This is a genomic window from Cyclobacterium amurskyense, assembly GCF_001050135.1.
Classification (GTDB): Bacteria; Bacteroidota; Bacteroidia; order Cytophagales; family Cyclobacteriaceae; genus Cyclobacterium; species Cyclobacterium amurskyense.
Genome location: NZ_CP012040.1, coordinates 908,477 through 926,300, shown reverse-complemented (window position 1 = coordinate 926,300; position 17,824 = coordinate 908,477). Strand labels below are relative to the sequence as shown.

General features: G+C 38.3%; 11 protein-coding genes. 7 read left to right on the top strand and 4 right to left on the bottom strand.

Annotated features, from left to right (window positions below):
* Positions 1-76: 76 nt before the first annotated feature.
* Together CA2015_RS03650 and CA2015_RS03640 are read left to right on the top strand one after the other, a co-directional pair.
* Entirely contained in the window at positions 77-4,453 is a 4,377-nt protein-coding gene (locus tag CA2015_RS03650; protein ID WP_048640666.1) for a PAS domain S-box protein, read from the top strand.
* Positions 4,454-4,712: 259 nt separating this feature from the next.
* Positions 4,713-5,381: a helix-turn-helix transcriptional regulator gene (locus tag CA2015_RS03640; protein WP_205749800.1), complete on the top strand. Its 669-nt coding sequence runs from the start codon at positions 4,713-4,715 to the stop codon at positions 5,379-5,381.
* Between the two features lie 147 nt (positions 5,382-5,528).
* Here CA2015_RS03640 and CA2015_RS03635 read toward each other — a convergent pair whose 3' ends face one another.
* Positions 5,529-6,515, bottom strand: coding sequence for a metallophosphoesterase family protein (locus CA2015_RS03635; protein ID WP_048640665.1), 987 nt, complete (start codon positions 6,513-6,515; stop codon positions 5,529-5,531).
* Between the two features lie 416 nt (positions 6,516-6,931).
* Positions 6,932-8,113 (bottom strand): winged helix-turn-helix domain-containing protein, encoded by a 1,182-nt coding sequence (locus CA2015_RS03630; RefSeq protein WP_048640664.1) that lies wholly within the window; start codon positions 8,111-8,113, stop codon positions 6,932-6,934.
* 559 nt (positions 8,114-8,672) lie between these two features.
* Between CA2015_RS03630 and CA2015_RS03625 the strand changes: the two genes are divergently transcribed.
* Positions 8,673-9,959, top strand: a complete 1,287-nt coding sequence (locus CA2015_RS03625) for a sialidase family protein (protein ID WP_048640663.1) — start codon at positions 8,673-8,675, stop codon at positions 9,957-9,959.
* A 200-nt stretch (positions 9,960-10,159) separates the two neighbouring features.
* Here the strand turns inward: CA2015_RS03625 and CA2015_RS03620 are convergent, their stop codons facing one another.
* The gene (locus CA2015_RS03620; RefSeq protein WP_084011624.1) at positions 10,160-11,674 is read right to left on the bottom strand and encodes a sulfatase; all 1,515 of its coding nucleotides are present in this window, start codon (positions 11,672-11,674) and stop codon (positions 10,160-10,162) included.
* Positions 11,675-12,066: 392 nt separating this feature from the next.
* Here CA2015_RS03620 and CA2015_RS03615 point away from each other — a divergent pair, with 392 nt between their 5' ends.
* The 4 genes from CA2015_RS03615 (at position 12,067) to CA2015_RS03600 (ending at position 15,067) form a co-directional block, all read left to right on the top strand.
* Positions 12,067-13,179, top strand: coding sequence for a DUF6920 family protein (locus tag CA2015_RS03615; RefSeq protein ID WP_048640662.1), 1,113 nt, complete (start codon positions 12,067-12,069; stop codon positions 13,177-13,179).
* Between the two features lie 236 nt (positions 13,180-13,415).
* The gene (locus tag CA2015_RS03610; protein ID WP_048640661.1) at positions 13,416-13,907 is read left to right on the top strand and encodes an RNA polymerase sigma factor; all 492 of its coding nucleotides are present in this window, start codon (positions 13,416-13,418) and stop codon (positions 13,905-13,907) included.
* On the top strand, positions 13,891-14,550 hold the full coding sequence (locus CA2015_RS03605; RefSeq protein WP_048640660.1) for a hypothetical protein: 660 nt from the start codon (positions 13,891-13,893) through the stop codon (positions 14,548-14,550). The genes CA2015_RS03610 and CA2015_RS03605 overlap by 17 nt, the downstream gene beginning before the upstream one ends.
* A gap of 52 nt (positions 14,551-14,602) precedes the next feature.
* Positions 14,603-15,067, top strand: a complete 465-nt coding sequence (locus tag CA2015_RS03600; RefSeq protein WP_048640659.1) for a hypothetical protein — start codon at positions 14,603-14,605, stop codon at positions 15,065-15,067.
* Positions 15,068-15,373: 306 nt separating this feature from the next.
* Here CA2015_RS03600 and CA2015_RS24760 read toward each other — a convergent pair whose 3' ends face one another.
* Positions 15,374-17,503, bottom strand: a complete 2,130-nt coding sequence (locus CA2015_RS24760; RefSeq protein ID WP_169786459.1) for an exo-alpha-sialidase — start codon at positions 17,501-17,503, stop codon at positions 15,374-15,376.
* Positions 17,504-17,824: the final 321 nt, after the last annotated feature.

The following is a 17,824-nucleotide window of genomic DNA, read 5'->3' as shown; positions in this document are numbered from 1 at the left end:
TAATGATATTCCTAGCTATCACAACTTCACCTCAGCGTTCAAGAGAAAGTTTTATAATTAAACCATGATGGATTAAATGGGTACAGAAAGGGAAGACAATATTTTTTTACGAGGTGGAGGCGAAATGGGGAAGCTCATCAGAGCAAAAGATTGGGAAAACACAGCTTTAGGTGACCCAAGTACTTGGCCTCAACCATTAAAAACGATGGTAGGTGTCTTGCTTGAAAATCCCTTTGGTATGTACATCGCATGGGGGAAAGAATTTACTCAAATATACAATGATGGCTATCGTCCCATATTAGGAGCTACCAAACATCCTCAGGCATTGGGTAATAGTACAAAGGAAACCTTTTCTGAAATTTGGCCAATCATTGGACCTATGCTCGATGGTGTAATGGAGGGAGAAGCTGTTCGGTTTTCGGATTTGATGCTGCCACTTAACAGAAATGGGTATTTAGAAAACTGTTATTTTGATTTTTCATACAGTCCCATAAGATTAGCAACAGGGGAAGTGGGCGGAGTACTTGTAACAGTAATAGAAACCACTTCAAAAAAAATAGCTGAAAACGACCTTATAGAAAATAAGAATGATTTGGAATTCGTAATCGAGGCGGCTCAATTAGGAACCTATGACTATAATCCATTGACCAATACCTTTTCTGGTAATGCCAGATTGAAAGAATGGTTTGGTTATCCTCCCGAAGAAAAGATTACATTTAATCAAGCCATGGCTGCTATTGCGGAAACGGATAGAGAACGTGTATCCCAAGCCATTAATAAAGTCTTGAAATATTCTTCTGGTGGCATTTACGATATCGAATATACAATTGTAAATGCAGTGACCAAAGAAGAAACCATCGTCCATGCCAAAGGTAAAGCCAGGTTTAATGAAGAGAAATTTGCTTACAGATTAAACGGTACTTTGGAAGACGTTACCGAACGGGTATTGGCTAGAAAAAAAATAGAAGAAAACGAAAGAAATCTTCGGCTTATGATTCTTCAGGCTCCCGTTGCCATATCAATATTTAGGGGTGCCAATTACACAGTAGAAATTGCCAATAAATATGCCTTGGAACTTTGGGGTAGAAAAGAGGAAGAAGTGCTTAACATTCCGCTATTTGAGGCTATGCCGGAAATTGCTTCTCAGGGTATAAAAGAATTACTGGATGGTGTCTTCAGTACGGGCAATCGTTATGCCACGCCGGAAAGGCCTGTTCAACTTTTAAGAAATGGTGTATTAGAAACTGTGTACATCCATTTTTCATACGAGGCATTGTATGATACAAATGAGGAAATCAATGGCATCATGGCAATAGGTTATGATGTGACCCCTCAGGTAGAAGCAAGAAAAACCGTAGAAGAAAGCGAAAAGCGTTATCATAACCTTATAAACTCTTCCCCATCTTCTATCGCTATTTTATCTGGAAAAGATTTAGTGATAACCATAGCCAATGATATCATCATCGAATACTGGGGAAAAGGAAAAGATGTTTTAGGGAAACCTTATTTTGAACTTTTGCCAGAAATGGTGGAACAAGGGTACGTTGAGGTCTTTGAAAAAGTGTTTGAAACAGGAATTCCTTTTACAGCCATTGAAACGCCAGTACGAATCCTGCAACATGGTAAAATGACCATGAAATACTACAATTTCAATGTGTATCCCCAGCGGGATTTGGAAGGGAATATAAATGGACTTGGTATCATCGCTACAGAGGTTACTTCTCAAGCCATACTGAACAACAAAATAAAAGAAAGCGAACAAAACATTCGTGCTTTAGTAGAAAGTGCACCTTTTCCCATAGGTGTTTTTGTAGGAGAAGAAATGCGGATTTCTCTAGCTAATCAATCCATAATGGACGCCTGGGGAAAAGGAAATGATGTTGTAGGGAAACGGTATTCGGATATATTACCAGAATTTGGAAACCAGCATATTTTTGAACAGATACGTAAGGTCTTGCGTACTGGGGTTCCTTTTCATGCTAAAAATCAAAAAGTAGACATAGTAAAAAATGGGGAATTAAAACCTTATTATTACAACTATAGCTTCACCCCGCTTTTGGATGCTTCTGGAAAAGTGGACGCAGTAATGAATACAGCAGCTGAGGTAACAGAGTTACATGAAGCAAAGCAGAAGGTAGAAGAAGCCCTGTCAGAAATTAAGCTGTTTAAGTTTATGGCAGATACGGCGGCTGATCCCTTTATTCTTATGGAGGAAGATGGAAGTTTTACCTATCTCAATAATTCGGCTCTTGAAAAATGGGGCTACACTGAGCAGGAGATGAGCTTGTTGAAAGTGCCAGATGTAGATACTGTTTTCGATGATAAAAAATACAGAGAAGCTTTTCAGCGTGCGCAAAGGGAAAAAATTCCTCCTTTTGAAACCATGCATAAAAATAAACAAGGGCACATTTATCCTGTAGAGATTAATATGGGAGGGGTTCAGGTGGACCAAAAAAACTTGTTATTTGCCGTAGCACGTGACATTTCTGAAAGGAAAAAAGCTGAGCAGGATGTTATAGAAGCCTTTCAAAAAGTAGAGGAAAGTGAAAAAAGATTCCGGGATTCAGTGAAACAGGCACCGCTGGGTATAGTTATCTTCCGAGGTTCAGAAAACGTTATTGAGGTAGCCAATGAAAGCTATTTACAGATAATAGACAAGACTGAAGATCAATTTGTAGGGAAGCCTCTTTTTGAAACCTTGCCAGAAGTTAGAACAAAAATAGCCCCAATTATTGAGGGTATTTATAAAACAGGTAATGCTTTTTATGGTTATGAGTTTCCTGTGGATTTAAACCGTCATGGCAAAACGGAGAAGAGCTTCTTTAATTTTGTTTACCATCCTTTAAAAGAAAATAACACAATAACGGGTATAATGGTGGTAGCCACCGAGGTAACGGCTACTGTCAAGGCAAAACATATAATTGAGGAGAATGAGGATAAGCTCAAACTTATCATCGAGGCAAGTGAGCTCGGGATTTGGGATTTAGATCTTAAGACACAAGAAATGGTTGCCTCTGAGCGTTGCTATAATATTTTAGGTTTTGCGAATAAGAAGAGTCTAACCCAAGAGGAGCTTATTGCCCATGTGCATCCTGATGATGTAAAACTTAGAGCGGAGGCATTTGAAAAGGCTTATGTAGAGGGCTCGTTGCATTATCAGATAAGGATTGTATGGGAGGACCAATCTCTGCATTGGAAGGATGTAAAAGGCAAGGTTTATTACGATGAAAACAATAAGCCTGAACGCATGCTTGGAACCGTGAGGGATATTACGGAAGAGAGGACTTTTCACCAGCAATTATTAGAAAGGGAAGAGAAGTTTCGCTTATTGGCAGACTCGATGCCGCAATTTGTTTGGACCTCAGATCCTGAGGGAAACCTGAATTATTTCAATCAATCCGTTTTTGATTTTTCGGGCTTAACCTTAGAACAAATTAAAAGAGACGGTTGGCAACAGATAGTTCATCCGGATGATAAGGAGGAGAATATTAAGCAATGGATGGAAGCCGTTCGTTCGGGGAAAGACTTTTTGTTGGAGCATCGATTTCGCAAACACAATGGAGAATATCGCTGGCAGCTGAGCAGAGCAATTCCACAAAAAGATGCAGATGGGACCATAAAAATGTGGGTAGGTACCAGTACAGATGTTCAAGAGCAAAAAATGTTTACTACCGAACTGGAAAAATTGGTTCAGTTGGGAACAAATGAGCTACAACAAAAGAACATGGCCCTAGAGAAAATCAATAAAGAGTTGCAATCGTTTGTATACATCTCCAGCCATGATTTGCAAGAACCCTTACGAAAAATTCAGATTTTTGCTTCCCGTATTATTGAAACAGAATACGATGTTTTATCCGAAAATGGTAAAAAGTATTTCACCAGGATGCATAAGTCGGCTAACCGAATGCAAAATTTAATTCAAGATCTTATTGCTTATTCCAGAACCAACGATCAAGAAATAAAATATGAGATTGTGGACCTTCTTGAGATTATTGAAGACACTAAGGAAACGTTAACCGAAGAATTGGAACAAAGCGATGTTACCTTTGAGTTAAATAATCTTGGCAAGGTCAAAGTGGTACTCGTTCAGTTCAGACAGGTAGTCCTTAACTTAATTAGTAATTCCATCAAATTTGCCAAAAAGGATCAGCCTGTCCATATAAAAATTAGTTGCGAATCAATAAAAGGAAAGGAAACAGGAATTGAAGCCTTAAATGTTGATCAAAATTATAACCATATACAGTATTGCGATAATGGTATTGGTTTTGACCAGCAATACAGTAAGAAAATATTTGAAGTTTTTCAACGGCTACACAATAAGGAAGCCTATACCGGAACGGGTATTGGGTTGGCTATTGTAAAGAGAATAATAGAAAATCATGAAGGGGTAATATTGGCAACTGGCCAATTAAATAAAGGAGCTACTTTTGATATTTATATTCCTGAACCATAATTCTATTTTTCCCTTTTTCGCTATAAGAAAAGGGTTTCTTTAATTGATCAGGCCATAGCCCTAAAACCAGCCAAAAAACCTATGAAATGGTGTTAGGAAGTGTTTTTATTGCATTGAGCAATCTATTAAACTTATCTAAGGCCAATTAAAATTGAAAAGATAAACCAGCATTTTTAGAAATGTCGTAAGAATGCCGTAAGGTAACCGCTATCAAAATATATTTTCTTCAATAACTTTAAAGAAAATTAACGATACAAAAATGGGTGTGATTGGTGAAATAATTTGTGAAACAAGGAAAGCTAAAGGATTAACTCAAGAGGAATTAGCTGAAATGTCTAAAGTGAATTTAAGAACAATTCAGCGAATTGAAAACAAAGAAAGTGACCCTCGGGGTAAAACTTTAAGTTTAATTTGTGAAGCCCTTGAGTTAAACATAGAAGAGGTACTGAATAGTGAGAAACATCACAATGAAAATAGGATAAAATCAGATTTGGTTTACGGGTACAAATTAGCTCCGAAAGGAATCAGACTTCTAGCCAATTTGACAGAATTTTTCATTTTTTTCGTAATTTTAATAGGGCCTAATGTGCTATATAAAATGCTTACCAAAAATATGGACCCCAATGTAGGTGCATTTGTAAAAGTTGAACACCTGGCCTTTTTTTCACTTTTGATTGGAGGCGTATTGTATCCGGTTTTTTCAGGGAATTTAGGTCATAAGATATTCAATTTAAAAGTCATATGCGCTGAATCTGGAGCGGATTATAAGAAAGCTTCTGAGGGAGCCATTCGTGAGTTTTTAAAATACGCTTCAAGCATTCTTTTAATTCCAATAATATGGTTGCTTTGGGACAATAAAAACCAAAACCTATATGATAAGTTGACCAAGACATTTGTTGTTGAAATTGATCAAAAATTGGGGGCATAAATGCCTAATATTAATTGCTAAGAACTAATATTAGGCCTAGGGGCATTTTATAATACCTGGTCTTATTTAGCCAATTTCGTGATTGTTTCCGTGTCTTAGCATTTATTTAATAGGTTACCGAAAAGGGTTGGCCTATTGCTAATTGGATTAATTCACAAATGAATCCGGCCAGGTACAGGGATATACTTTTCTTCCGTTTACTTCACGGATCCAGGAATCAAATTTTCTTTCTCCTTCCGTTAAAACGATGATTCTTGCACCTTCAACGGGCGCTTTTCTATAGGTTTTTGTTTTGGTAACCCTTCCATAGGCCAAGGCCACATTGTGATGTACGCCTATATAATCGTTGTTGTGATCGTGACCGACAAAGGTTCCCATGATGTCTTTAGATTCTAACATGGCGGCAAACATGCCGGTATTGATTTCCGGTCCGCATTCATCTTCTTTTCTTTTACCTATGGCTTTCACTTCTTTATTGCTCCATGCCTGGTAATATTCCGGCAATGGAATATGGAAAAAAGCAATGGCAGGTAAAGGTTCGTCATTGTTTGCCTTGGTGTATTGCTGACTCTTTTCTTTGTACCAATTGACTTGAGAATGATCGAACCAGCCCCATCCGTCTACTTCAGGTTTTAAAGTGCTATAAGCATTGGAGTCCATGATGTAAATAAGTGCTTCGGCTTTATTTTCTTTACTTTTGACGGGAAACACAAAATTGGAGTTTCCATAAGTTTCTCCCTTATCGTTATTCAAACAGTAACTTAATCCCTGTAGGAAGTCGGAGACCTCTTTTCTGGAGAGATCGGCTTGAGAATCATGATTTCCAAGGGTTACTATCCATGGCATTTTGGCCTCCTCAAATACTTTTTCAAAGGCTTGATAGGTCTTTTGGGGGTTGCCGTCGGTAGCTACATCTCCTGTCAAAACGACCAAATCAGGCTTTTCTATTTCAAGTATTTTTTTAATTGTCGTAAATACCTCCATATTCTTACCTGCTTCTACGTTGACATGGGTGTCTGTAAACTGGACAACCTTAAATTCCTTGTCATTGTTAAACTGCAAATTGGGCAGTTGTTGAGATTGTGCCATTGTTGCTGAGAGGAGGGTAACCAAAAAGATAAAAAGCGATTTCATAAGCAATTGTAAGAAGGATTAATAGGTGTTAAAATTAGTAAATAATGATTCTTTAAAAGGGGGTGTTTAAATGATTTAACTCGGATTATGTAATAGAATGTCTATTGCATATTTCGGGTTTAATAGACTTTCAATAAGCAATTGTTTTAAATATAGGGAATGTCCCAGCTTTCGGATGTCTAATTTAGCCTAATCACAATGTCTTGTTTTATTACTTTATAGCTAAGGAGATGGCCTATTCAATTTTGCTTTTTATGACAAAAGGTTGAAAATTTATTGGGCTTCGGTAAACATCCGTTCGCCTCAATTGCATAACAGAATCCTCATCGGAAGGCGTGGAGATCTCTTATGCGTTGAGAAAATGCTGAGCCTCAGCAGTAGAGGTCTGCCACATTATTGAAAGCATTAAGAGCAGACTATAAAAGGTTTTGCAAAGTAGCTTTAAAGTCAGGTGGGGTCGTTTTGTGCAATTTAATTTCTGTACAGTTGTTAAATTGCTTGAAAGCTTCAAGTTCTTTACAAAAAGCATGCGTAAAACCATCTTTGTCTTGCAGCCTTTCCTCCAATGCCAAATGATTGATATGTAAAATGGAAGTCTTTCTATCCGCCTTGCAATCCATTCGGGCCACTAAATTTGCATTCCACAATATGGGCAAAGAAAAGTAGCCGTATTTACGTTTTGATTCCGGGATATAACATTCAATCTGATAGTCAAAATCAAATAAGTTTAGCATGCGCTTGCGTTGAATGAGCAAATTGTCAAAAGGGGAGAGGATTTTTAGTTGGTTTCGGTTCAGGGATTTGTTCAATAAGGATAAGACATCCGGAAGTGCATAGTAAATATTTCCATTAACGTTTGTTTGTACCAACTCCCCACTGGAATGCATTTCCTGCAATGCTGCGGTGACTAGGGCTTTTGTGTTTTTAAGCAAATAAGAGATTTCAGCAGCCTGCCCAATTCCGTTAGCTTTGAGATAGTTTTTAATCAAATACCTAATGTATTCCATTTGTGAAGGTTCCCTACAGTCTATGTGATTCGGTAGTACACGTTCGGTTAGGTCATATACCTTATGAAAGTTTTTTCGAGAAGAAATCATCAATTTACCTTGCATAAACAAATTTTCAAGCGCTTGCTTGGCAGGTTTACTTCCCCATTCTTTTAATTTCCCTTGGTGCATAAAGTCTTTGGCCATTAATGGCCCTTCTTCTTTGATGCGATTCAATACCGATTTCATAAGACCAATATCCTTAGAAAACCAATGTTTTTGCTCACCCCTTAAAATGGCATTTTTTCGATAAAGGCTATATTTATAGTCTTTCATTGGTAGGTAAGCGGCAGCGTGAGACCAATATTCAAAGACTTTTTTCTTCGCTACCAATTCATCAAGATGGGAATTTTGATACCTTGGGTTTCTACTCCATAAAGTATGATGATGCGCACGTTGCACGGTTGAGATGGTGTCGATTTGAACATAGCCAAGATTTTCTATGCTCGATAAGGTACAGTCTATGGCTTTTCCTTTTTTATGAGAAGGCGGAAGATTGTGTGATATCAATACCAGTTTTTGGGCTTCTTGAATGGAAAGGGTTTCACTCATTTTAAAATATTTCTATTGAAAGCATTGTCTTCTTACTGGGCCTATAACAGGGTAAAATCTTTCTGTTAAGTGCTACAATCCAGTAAAAACTGGCAGCTTTTGAAGTCGCCTCGGAGCACCTGCTGTGGATTTAGTACTGCCATTGGCTCGTTTTAAGTCGTTTTTACCAAGAATTACAAGGTCTCTTTTGAATTCAGGGTTAACGTTTATCCCAATATGGGCGATCAAATATAAGCTTTACTAAGTATTGAAATCTTACTCGAATTAATAAATATAGTAATTAGCCTTAACAAAAGAATCGGATGTAATTTTGAGTTAAAAGTTTTTTCTATTTTAACGGTTTGTTTCATTTACACCACTTATGTTTGTTTAGCTCCGGATGAAAAAATAAGGATAGTCACATCCGGTGGAAACGAGGTATTAATAAATGTTTTTAGCTTTCCTAATCGGGAATTTTTAATTCGTTATTGGAAAGCCAAAGAACACTTGAGATTTAGGGGGGTATCCTCCAGTGAAAGTAAAAAAGGACAACTAATCCATTAAAAACAATAACCAACCAATGAAGATAAATTTTCAAATGCTAAAGGGCACCGGATCAGCATTATTTGTAATGCTGTTTCTCTTGCATTTTCAAACCTTAATTGCCCAAACAAATGGTGTAAATCCATCAAATTATCAGCAGGTTCAAAATGCGGAGCATGTTGTGGTTTATCAGGAAGAGGGTAAATTCCTCGGTTGGCCTGCAAATAATGGCGCATGGTCTGCAGATGGAGTGAACATGCTCGTAGGGTTTACTCGTGGAGATTATGAACTTATTAAAGACAACCACAACATAGGAGGAAATCAGGAAAGCTGGTTGGCCCGGAGTACTGATATGGGTAAAACCTGGGAAGGTTATGATCCGAAAAATTATGTCGGTGACTTTGGCAAAGAACCTGAACTCTTAACCTTAGACAATCCCATAAATTTTTCTCATCCTCAATTTGCCATGCGTATCGTGGGGACTTCCTATCATGGTGCGGAAGATCAGAGAGGACACTTTTTCTACTCCTATAATGCTGGTAAGTCATGGAGTGGGCCTTATCGACTTGGTGCTGATGATATTCGGGAATGGCCTGAATTGAAAAATACCACTCTTCCTGCCCAGACAGAGTTAACTCCAAGAACAGATTATTTAGTGAAAGGAAAAGATGAATGTCTTGTATTCATGTCTGTACGTGAAAAAGACCAATTCGGAACAGACAGGCTTTTTAGCATGCGTACAATGGATGGCGGAAGAACTTTTTCTTACCTGAACTGGATAGTGCCTCCTTTTGATGAAAAGAAAGTTGACCTTTCAATAAAGGTAAAACTAGAAGAAGATGATGCCTTAAATCCTCATCCAGACCAATGCCGCGCAGTTATGTCCCAGACAGTCATACTAGAAAACGGGAAGTTGATCAGTGCCATGCGCAGAAGGTATGAAGGAAATAATTGGGTTGATGCCTATGTCTCCGAGGATGACGGTAAGTCGTGGAACTTTCTATCAGAAGTAGGAGATGCAGGGGCAGGGAATGGCAATCCTCCCGCACTCAATATTACTGATGATGGAAGACTTGTTGCGATTTTCGGGAATAGGAAAGAGCCTGGAACCATGATGGTAGTGTACAGTGACAATGAAGGTGTCTCCTGGAGCAATCCGAAGATTCTGAGAGATGGATATGGCTCAGAGGATATGGAAACCATTGATCTTGGATACCCACTTTTATTAAAGCGTGAAGATGGTAAAATGGTAGCACTCTATTATTGGTCTACCAAAGAAGACCTTCACCATATTGCTGCCACCATTTGGGATGCAGACATGTAGCTAGAAATTCTTTTTTTATGATTTAATCCGAGATGCAATAGAAAATTTATTGCATGCTGAAATTCGGATATTCAGACATGAGTGGGGAGGCTATGGTGGTTCTAAAAAAAGATGGGCCGCCACAGCCTTTTCTTGCTCAACACTTTCCGATAGGGTTTGCATTGAATCAAGACCTTTTTAGCATAGATGTGGAGGATATGCTAATATTCAATACCCAAATCATTGGCACGCACTTCAGCTAATTTATCCTTTAAGAGGCCCTGCATTTCTGAGACCACCTCTGTGTATTTTGGATACAAAGCCAGGTTGTTGTATTGTCCCTTATCATAATTCATGTCGTACAATTCCATGCCTCCTTCAGCCTGCTCTCCATATTGAATATAAGCCCATTCAGATGAGCGAATTAGATAGCCCATTCTACCATTCCGCTGAGAAACGGAAAAAGCAAAGTCCCTTACTTCTAACTTGGGATTATCGATCAGCGGGGCCAGACTTTTGCCTTGGATAGCTTCTGGAGCTTGTAAGCCTGCTAATTCCGAAATGGTTGGATAGAGGTCAATTAGTTCTGCAAAAGAATAACACACTGCTGGGGCTTGTCCAGGTACTTTGATGATCAACGGAACCCTGACGGATTCTTCCATCAATCCGACTTTCATCCAAAACCGATGTTCTCCCAAAAAGTAGCCGTGGTCAGAGGTAAAGATAACAATAGTGTTTTTTTCGAGTCCTTCTTCTTTTAAGGTTTGCAATACTTTGCCGACTTGGTCATCCAAAAAGGAGGTAGAAGCATAATAAGCAGCCACAGCTTTTTTCTCTTGTTCGACTGTCATTTCCCCATTTACACTGTTCACATAATTAATCCCTTGCTCAGGAATGTCATCCCAGTCGCCATCAACCTTGGGAGGCATCACAATTTGCTCATGTGGATAGCTATCAAAGGAAGATTTAGGAGCTACAAAAGGTACATGAGGGCGGAAAAAGCCGGCCGCGATAAAAAACGGCTCGTTTTTATGCGCTCTCAGGAGTTTCGATACCTTATTGGCTGTTTCGGCATCTGTCTGAATCTCATATTCTTCCGTCTTGACAATGTGAATTTGATTGCCTCCATTCCAAAGGCTATCCTTAGGTAAGGTAAGCAAACCAAAAGGATTATTTTGAACCAATTCATGCTCTCCTTTAGCAAAAACCTCAGGGGCTGGGCTGTTAAATCTTTCTGTCCAAGATACAGGATCATCCTTTCCATTTCTTCCTTTCAGGATATCGACAGAGCCCATATGGAATATCTTACCAACCCGAGCAGTATAGTAACCATTGTCTTTGAACAATTGGGCCCATGACTGGCGGTTTGGGCCTACCTTTTCTCGTCCACTAACGTAGCCATAGGTGGTTGTCGCATTTGGGTAATAGCCAAACATCATGGATGCCCTGGATGGACCACAGACAGGATATTGGCAGTAGGCTTTTGTAAACCGCGTCCCTTCAGAAGCCAATTTGTCTATGTTTGGGGTATGGCTAGCGCCATTTTCATAACTAGACAATGCTGTAGCTGTAAGATCATCTGAGATCATAAACAAAACATTCAGTTCTTTTTTGCCTTGCGCCTGAATGAGAAGGGGTAATAAGGTAAAAAGTGTAAGGAAGAGGGATATTCCTATATTTTTACCTCTGCTAAATCCAAAGATTTTAGAGTAGCCATTGCATATAAAGTGTGCCATCAGTGTTGGTATTTGTTTTTGGAATTGAAGGATGGTTTTAATCTATAATATAACCATTAACAGAGAAAACTAAGGTACATAGCATGGCTTTAATGAACTATGAAAACATTGAAATTCTCTTGAGTCGATAATCTTCGTGTGTATTCGTGAATCAATAAGAGGTATTTGTTTGGCTTATGTAGCCTGAAAGTAAATGAAATACTATCAATAATGAAAAGCTGAAAAGGAATGCCCTAACATTTTTAAGGCTAAATTCAATAAAGAATAAGTGCTGAAAGGAGCTTCTCAAGATTTGAAGCGCCTGAGGTGCTAGTCGTTTATTTTTTCACTATTTTAGAGCAGTTAAAGAAATTAAGTTGTCAGGCATTATTCTACATTAAAATAGAAAAATTATGCGAATAGCTTTAATAATAGTCATTGGGATACATGGTGTTATCCATCTGTTTGGATTTTTAAAGGCCTTTGACCTTTCCGAATTTAATGCCATTACCCAACCCATCTCCAAAGCGTTTGGATTATTATGGTTGTTGACCTTTGTATTATTTGCTGTAACTGTATTTTTATTGTCCATTCAGTCCAATTATTGGTGGGCAATTGGAATTGTGGGTGTAATCCTTTCACAGTTATTAATTCTAAACTATTGGAGTGATGCCAAGTTCGGGACAATTATAAATTTGGTCGTACTGGTTTTAATTTTTCTTCTTTATTCATCGGGAAGCTTTAAGAAAATGGTGGGTGATGAAACAGCGAAAATGTTTGAGGATTCAAATACCTTAGTAAACACCATTTTATCGGAGCAAATGATAGTGGACTTGCCTGCAACAATTCAAAAATGGTTACTTAATAGTGGGGCAATTGCAAAACCATTGGTTTACAATGTTTATTTGGAACAAGACTTGCAAATGTTGATGAAACCTGAGCAAAAAGAATGGAACAAGGCAAAAGCCCGACAATATTTCACCATTGCACCTCCAGCTTTTATTTGGTCAGTCAAGCTAAAAATGAATCCATTTTTAGCTGTGGTTGGGAGAGATAAATTTGAAAATGGTCAAGGAGAAATGACGATTAAGTTGCTTTCCTTCTTTTCTGTTGTAGATGCAAAAAACAATGATAAGGTAAATCAAGCCACCTTACAGCGGTATTTGGCCGAAATGGTTTGGTTCCCATCTTTTGCCTTGAACCCATATATAAGTTGGGAGGCAATGGATGACTATTCGGCGAAAGCCACAATGGAATATAATGGGACCGAAGGTTCAGGCATATTTCACTTTGAAGAAAATGGGGATTTTAAAAAATTTGTGGCCATGCGGTATAAGGATGCAGATGATGTTTTGCCTACTGAATGGACAGTTACCGCTACCAAAACCGAAGAACGAAATGGGATAAAAATCCCAGTTGAATCGAAGGCGGAGTGGAAATTAGAGAGAGGAAATTGGACCTGGTTAAAACTTAATATTACAGACATTAAATACAACCTTGAAGAAATGCCGATGGCCCTGGACTAATTTTAACTCAGTGTTCATAGTGCATGTTTTTTCTTTCAAGGCCCTGTACTGATCTTTTTTTAAGAGTGATTTCATCGCCTAATAAAAAGACTTCTACCTATTTCGGTCTTATTCAAGGGCAATGATTTTTCTATTCAGGAGATGGTCTCAACTTATTTATGCAGTACTTTTTTTCACAAATATTTTCAATTAGGTGTAATAATATTTAATTCTCGCCACTAACCAAGAAAAAAACAGTGAGCAGCGACTTTTATAGATCTTCAATTTTACCCTATGCAGCAATCATTATTAAGATATGCCGCGCATATACCAATACGCAAGAAGATTTTGAAGATTACTATCAAGAAGTATGTTTACAAATTTGGAAAAGCAGAGACAATTTCCGCAGGCAGTCTGAGTGGTCTACTTGGGTTTACAGATTGTCTTTGAATGTTTGCTTGACCTTGTTGAAGAAAAAGAAAAACAGTTCTCAGTATTTCGCTTCTGATGCCTTGCCTGAAGAGGTGGTTGAAGATAGCCATGCATTTTCAGATGAGGCACTAAATCATTTGTATGATGCCATTAGGCAACTGTCGGAAGTTGACAGGGGAGTGATTTTACTTTATCTGGAAGAAAAGTCTTATCAGGAAATAGCAGACATTATTGGTACTAACCCAAATAACATCGGGGTGCGCATTAAAAGAATTAAAGAACGGTTAAAAAAACGATTAGATGGAAAAGTCAATTGAAGCAATTTGGAAAGAAGGATTTATGAAAAATGAGGCATTGGTAGGTCCAAAAGTAACCAACCTATACAACCAAAAATCGATTCATTTTATCGATAAATATAAGAGGATGTTTAAAACTAATTTGAATGCCATTGCGATTGGATCCACAATGGTTTTGGGAGCTTCTTTTTTATTAGGGATTCCCATTATGGGAATAGGTCTTTTTCTGGTTTCGAGTTTGGTGTTTATAGTGAATAAAAGACTTTCAAAAGGTTTGGAGAGCATTGATGAAAATGTTAATAGCTATGAATACCTTAGATCATTCAGAAGCTGGTTGGATGATCAAATATCCGTCAATATGAAATTGGCGAGGTTTTATTACCCCATAATTTTTCTATCTGCTATAATGGGGTTTTGGTTTTCGAGCAAAAATGGACAACAACTAAACGAAACGGTAATGAGTGAGCTTATGGTGAAATACCCTGACCTTAATGTGGTTTTTGGGATGCCATTGATCGGACTTTTAGTCATGATATTAATTCTTGCTGTTTTAGCACTTTTGGGAGGTAAGATTTACTATTGGGATTTAAATATTATTTATGGAAGAGTAATTAGAAAGCTTGACGAGTTGATCTCAGACATGGAGGAATTAAGAGCTGAATAAAATAAGATATCTCAACCCAATATTTTGGATACATACAAAAAATACAAAGAACATGAGCATTACAGAGGCAATTGAAGTTTTTAATAAATTATTGAAAACAACAGACAACAAAGGGGAAATAAAGATTTACAAGGGCTTTATTCAAATTCTGAATAGTTTAAAAAGCAAGGGTTTAACTGAAAGTCAATCACCAATAATACAGAAAGAACTTGATTCACTACAGCTAGATGCTTCAACGGACAACTTGAAAAAATACTATAAACAAAAACTGTCTGAATTTAAAGTTTTTCTAAAAGAGGAGTTTTATTTCACTACGGAAAAACATTATACAGAAATAGGGATGGTTTACGGTATGATTTTCGGAACGGCATTAGGGATGTTTTATGGAACTTCTATTGAATCCCTTTTAGGGTCAAGTATGAGTTTGTCTATGGGGACAACTTTGGGAATGCTTTTAGGGATACTTTACGGGGCAAGAAAAGATGCTGAAGCCAAGAAGCTAGGAAGGGTTGTTTGATCTTTAAACTTCCCACAGGTATTGATGCAAACAAAGGTGTCAGTTATTCATACCAACCTAAATAAAATAGTTTGTTAAACCCGGATTATGGATTCGTGATAGCCTGTCCCGTGTTTACGGGAAGTGTTGCAATCGCAAGAAAATCAGGCTGTTTGGAGATTTTAGCATAGCACCGCTATGGTGAAATTGAAAACAGCAACGAAGTGGCTGATTTTAAAGCGATTTCAGCACTTAATAGAATGTCTATTGCATATTTCGGGTTTAACTACCTTATTCCAGATGGGGCTATAATCGCTCACCTTGTATTTAGTCTTCAATCAGTTTATTAGGAGGCCACCATAATTGCATGGGGTCTGGTCCTAAACCGGTTTCAATAACCTTTACAACCTCTAGTTTGTGGAGGTCTACCACATGCACACCATCAGACTTGGCTTTTAGTTTTTCAAGATTTTCTTCACCATCCTTGCCAATGCTTGTTTTTCCAGCATCTTCACAACCTACAAATGCATATTTGCCATCGGAGGAGATTTCAACTCCTATGGCATAGCTGCCAACTGGTATTCTTTTAATTTCTTTCTTGGATGCTACATCAATAACCGTCAATGTTCCATTCTTTTCCCAGCCTGCTACATAAGCCCGGCTACCATCCTTAGAAAACTTGATACGAACAGGCATTCCCGAGCATTCAAATTCGGTTACAACTGTTTTGGAAAGCCAATTTATGACGGTTATACTTCCTCCTGTTTGGTTTAAAGCCCATAAATATTTACCATCTGGGGTGAAAGCCATTCCTTCCACTCCTTTCCCAGCAGGAATTAAAGTTTCTAATTCTCCAGATTCTCTGTTTATAACAGAGATATTTTCAGAAGAAATATTGGCCGTCAAAAGGTGTTTTCCATCAGGTGAAAGATATACCATATGAGAAATCTCACCTCCGGTAGGAATGGCACGGGATACAGTATTGGTGGCAGTTTCTACTTCTACCACATGCCCAGTTTGGCCAGCTGTAAAGTAGGCATGTGTCCCTTCAGGTGAGAAAGCAGCTCCATGTATACGTGTATACTCTCCGGTGTGGATTGTGTCTACCTGTTGCCTTTTCATCAAATCGACTACAAAAATTTTATCCCCAGGGGCTTCATAGCTACTGAGGTAAGCAAATCGCTGATTCGGTGATATCGTAATTTCATGGGGATTATTGCCTATGTTGATGGTTTCCAAAACTTCCATTTTGACTGGGTCCAGATACGACAAAGTATTGGAATGTTTATTGGCGACGATCAAAACAGGGTATGGATTATCGAAATCGTATATTTCTTTTAGAGACATCCGTCTGATGCGAAGGTCATAGCCCGGTTTGTCATCATGCTTCACATAATAAGCGAAGAGAATATGATCATCCACTTCGTGAATCGCAGTATAGGCATATGAAGCATGACTGCTTCCTTCAATGTTCTGAATATTCACCCAGGATTGACCCTCGTCCTTGGAAATAGCCACCGTGAGAGGTGTCCTTTTGGATTTGAAATAACCCGGTCCTGATTTACCATTGTTGTTCCAGGCCAGAATTAGGTCTCCAGTTCCGTTTAATCTTTTCAGAGATGCGGGAGAGATAGGGGATGGTATAATGGTCTTGTTTGCAAGGCTCCAGGTGATGCCTTCATCAAGTGAAAAAGAACTGTATTGCGCGCCTTGATTTGTTCGGATATTCATCATGATACGTCCGTCATTCATTTCTACAACACCGGGTTCTTGGCTGATTGCATTTATGGGAACCGGCAATACCTGTCCCATTTTCCAGGAGTTACCCATATCATCGGAATAAAAACACCTGATTTCCCCTCTGTTGCGCCATTCAGAATTTGGCGTTTTGTGCAGAGAAACGGGAGCCAAGATCCTTCCACTCTTTAGTTGGATAACCCTGTCATTATTCAATACAAAATAACCATTTTGATCCGTGATGATTGGTGTTGGCTCACTCCAGGTCTGTGTTTCATCCTTTGAAATACGCACCATAGGTATGCAATCCTCAAGTGAGTTTTTTCGTGCATAAAACAATGCAATATCGCCATTCTGCAATCTTAAAAAAGAGACAGACATCACATTCTGATCGCCTTCTCTTTCAACGATCAGTTTGTCTTTAACAGACCAGGTCTTGCCACCATCTTCACTGTACCTTCCCATAATCTGAGCAGGGGCATGGTCACTTGTGGAATTCATAAAGCGGGTATAGGCAAATAGGATTCTACCATCTTTAAGTGTGATAAAATCACCTTCACTATTCCGGGGATTTTCTAAGGAAGAGAGTATGTCAGTGAAGGTCCCGGGTGATTTATGGGCCTGAGCCTGGGCCACCTTTGAAATGTTGATAAATAGAAGGGAAATACCAATGAGTATTGTCATTCTCATTGGTATTTCCTGAATAGTATTTTTCCTCATTTTACAAATGTTGATTTTGCAGAAGTGCATGGCTGTAAACATTAGTGGTAGGCATAGCGAATCTTCCAAATTGTAAATAAAATTTTAAAGCCAAATACAATAGATTTTGGGTACGAATCATCTGAGGAGGTATTCACAGAAAGTTTCTGATTATTTATCCTTTTCAAAACACTAATAATAAATTGGCTGCCCTATAAAGATAAGGTGCTTTTGTTGCAAAGAATAGAATTTGAATGAGAATCCTAGATTTTACCGAAGGTACTTTGTGTTTTTTGATCTTCCAGACCTGCTTCTGTTTCTTTGCTATAGTCTTTTTTGTAT

Coding starts and splice junctions, on each gene's coding strand:
- CA2015_RS03650 (WP_048640666.1), top strand. CDS start 77: ATGGGTACAGAAAGGGAAGACAATATTTTTTTACGAGGTGGAGGCGAA.
- CA2015_RS03640 (WP_205749800.1), top strand. CDS start 4,713: ATGGGTGTGATTGGTGAAATAATTTGTGAAACAAGGAAAGCTAAAGGA.
- CA2015_RS03635 (WP_048640665.1), bottom strand. CDS start 6,515: ATGAAATCGCTTTTTATCTTTTTGGTTACCCTCCTCTCAGCAACAATG.
- CA2015_RS03630 (WP_048640664.1), bottom strand. CDS start 8,113: ATGAGTGAAACCCTTTCCATTCAAGAAGCCCAAAAACTGGTATTGATA.
- CA2015_RS03625 (WP_048640663.1), top strand. CDS start 8,673: ATGAAGATAAATTTTCAAATGCTAAAGGGCACCGGATCAGCATTATTT.
- CA2015_RS03620 (WP_084011624.1), bottom strand. CDS start 11,674: ATGGCACACTTTATATGCAATGGCTACTCTAAAATCTTTGGATTTAGC.
- CA2015_RS03615 (WP_048640662.1), top strand. CDS start 12,067: ATGCGAATAGCTTTAATAATAGTCATTGGGATACATGGTGTTATCCAT.
- CA2015_RS03605 (WP_048640660.1), top strand. CDS start 13,891: ATGGAAAAGTCAATTGAAGCAATTTGGAAAGAAGGATTTATGAAAAAT.
- CA2015_RS03600 (WP_048640659.1), top strand. CDS start 14,603: ATGAGCATTACAGAGGCAATTGAAGTTTTTAATAAATTATTGAAAACA.
- CA2015_RS24760 (WP_169786459.1), bottom strand. CDS start 17,503: ATGAGGAAAAATACTATTCAGGAAATACCAATGAGAATGACAATACTC.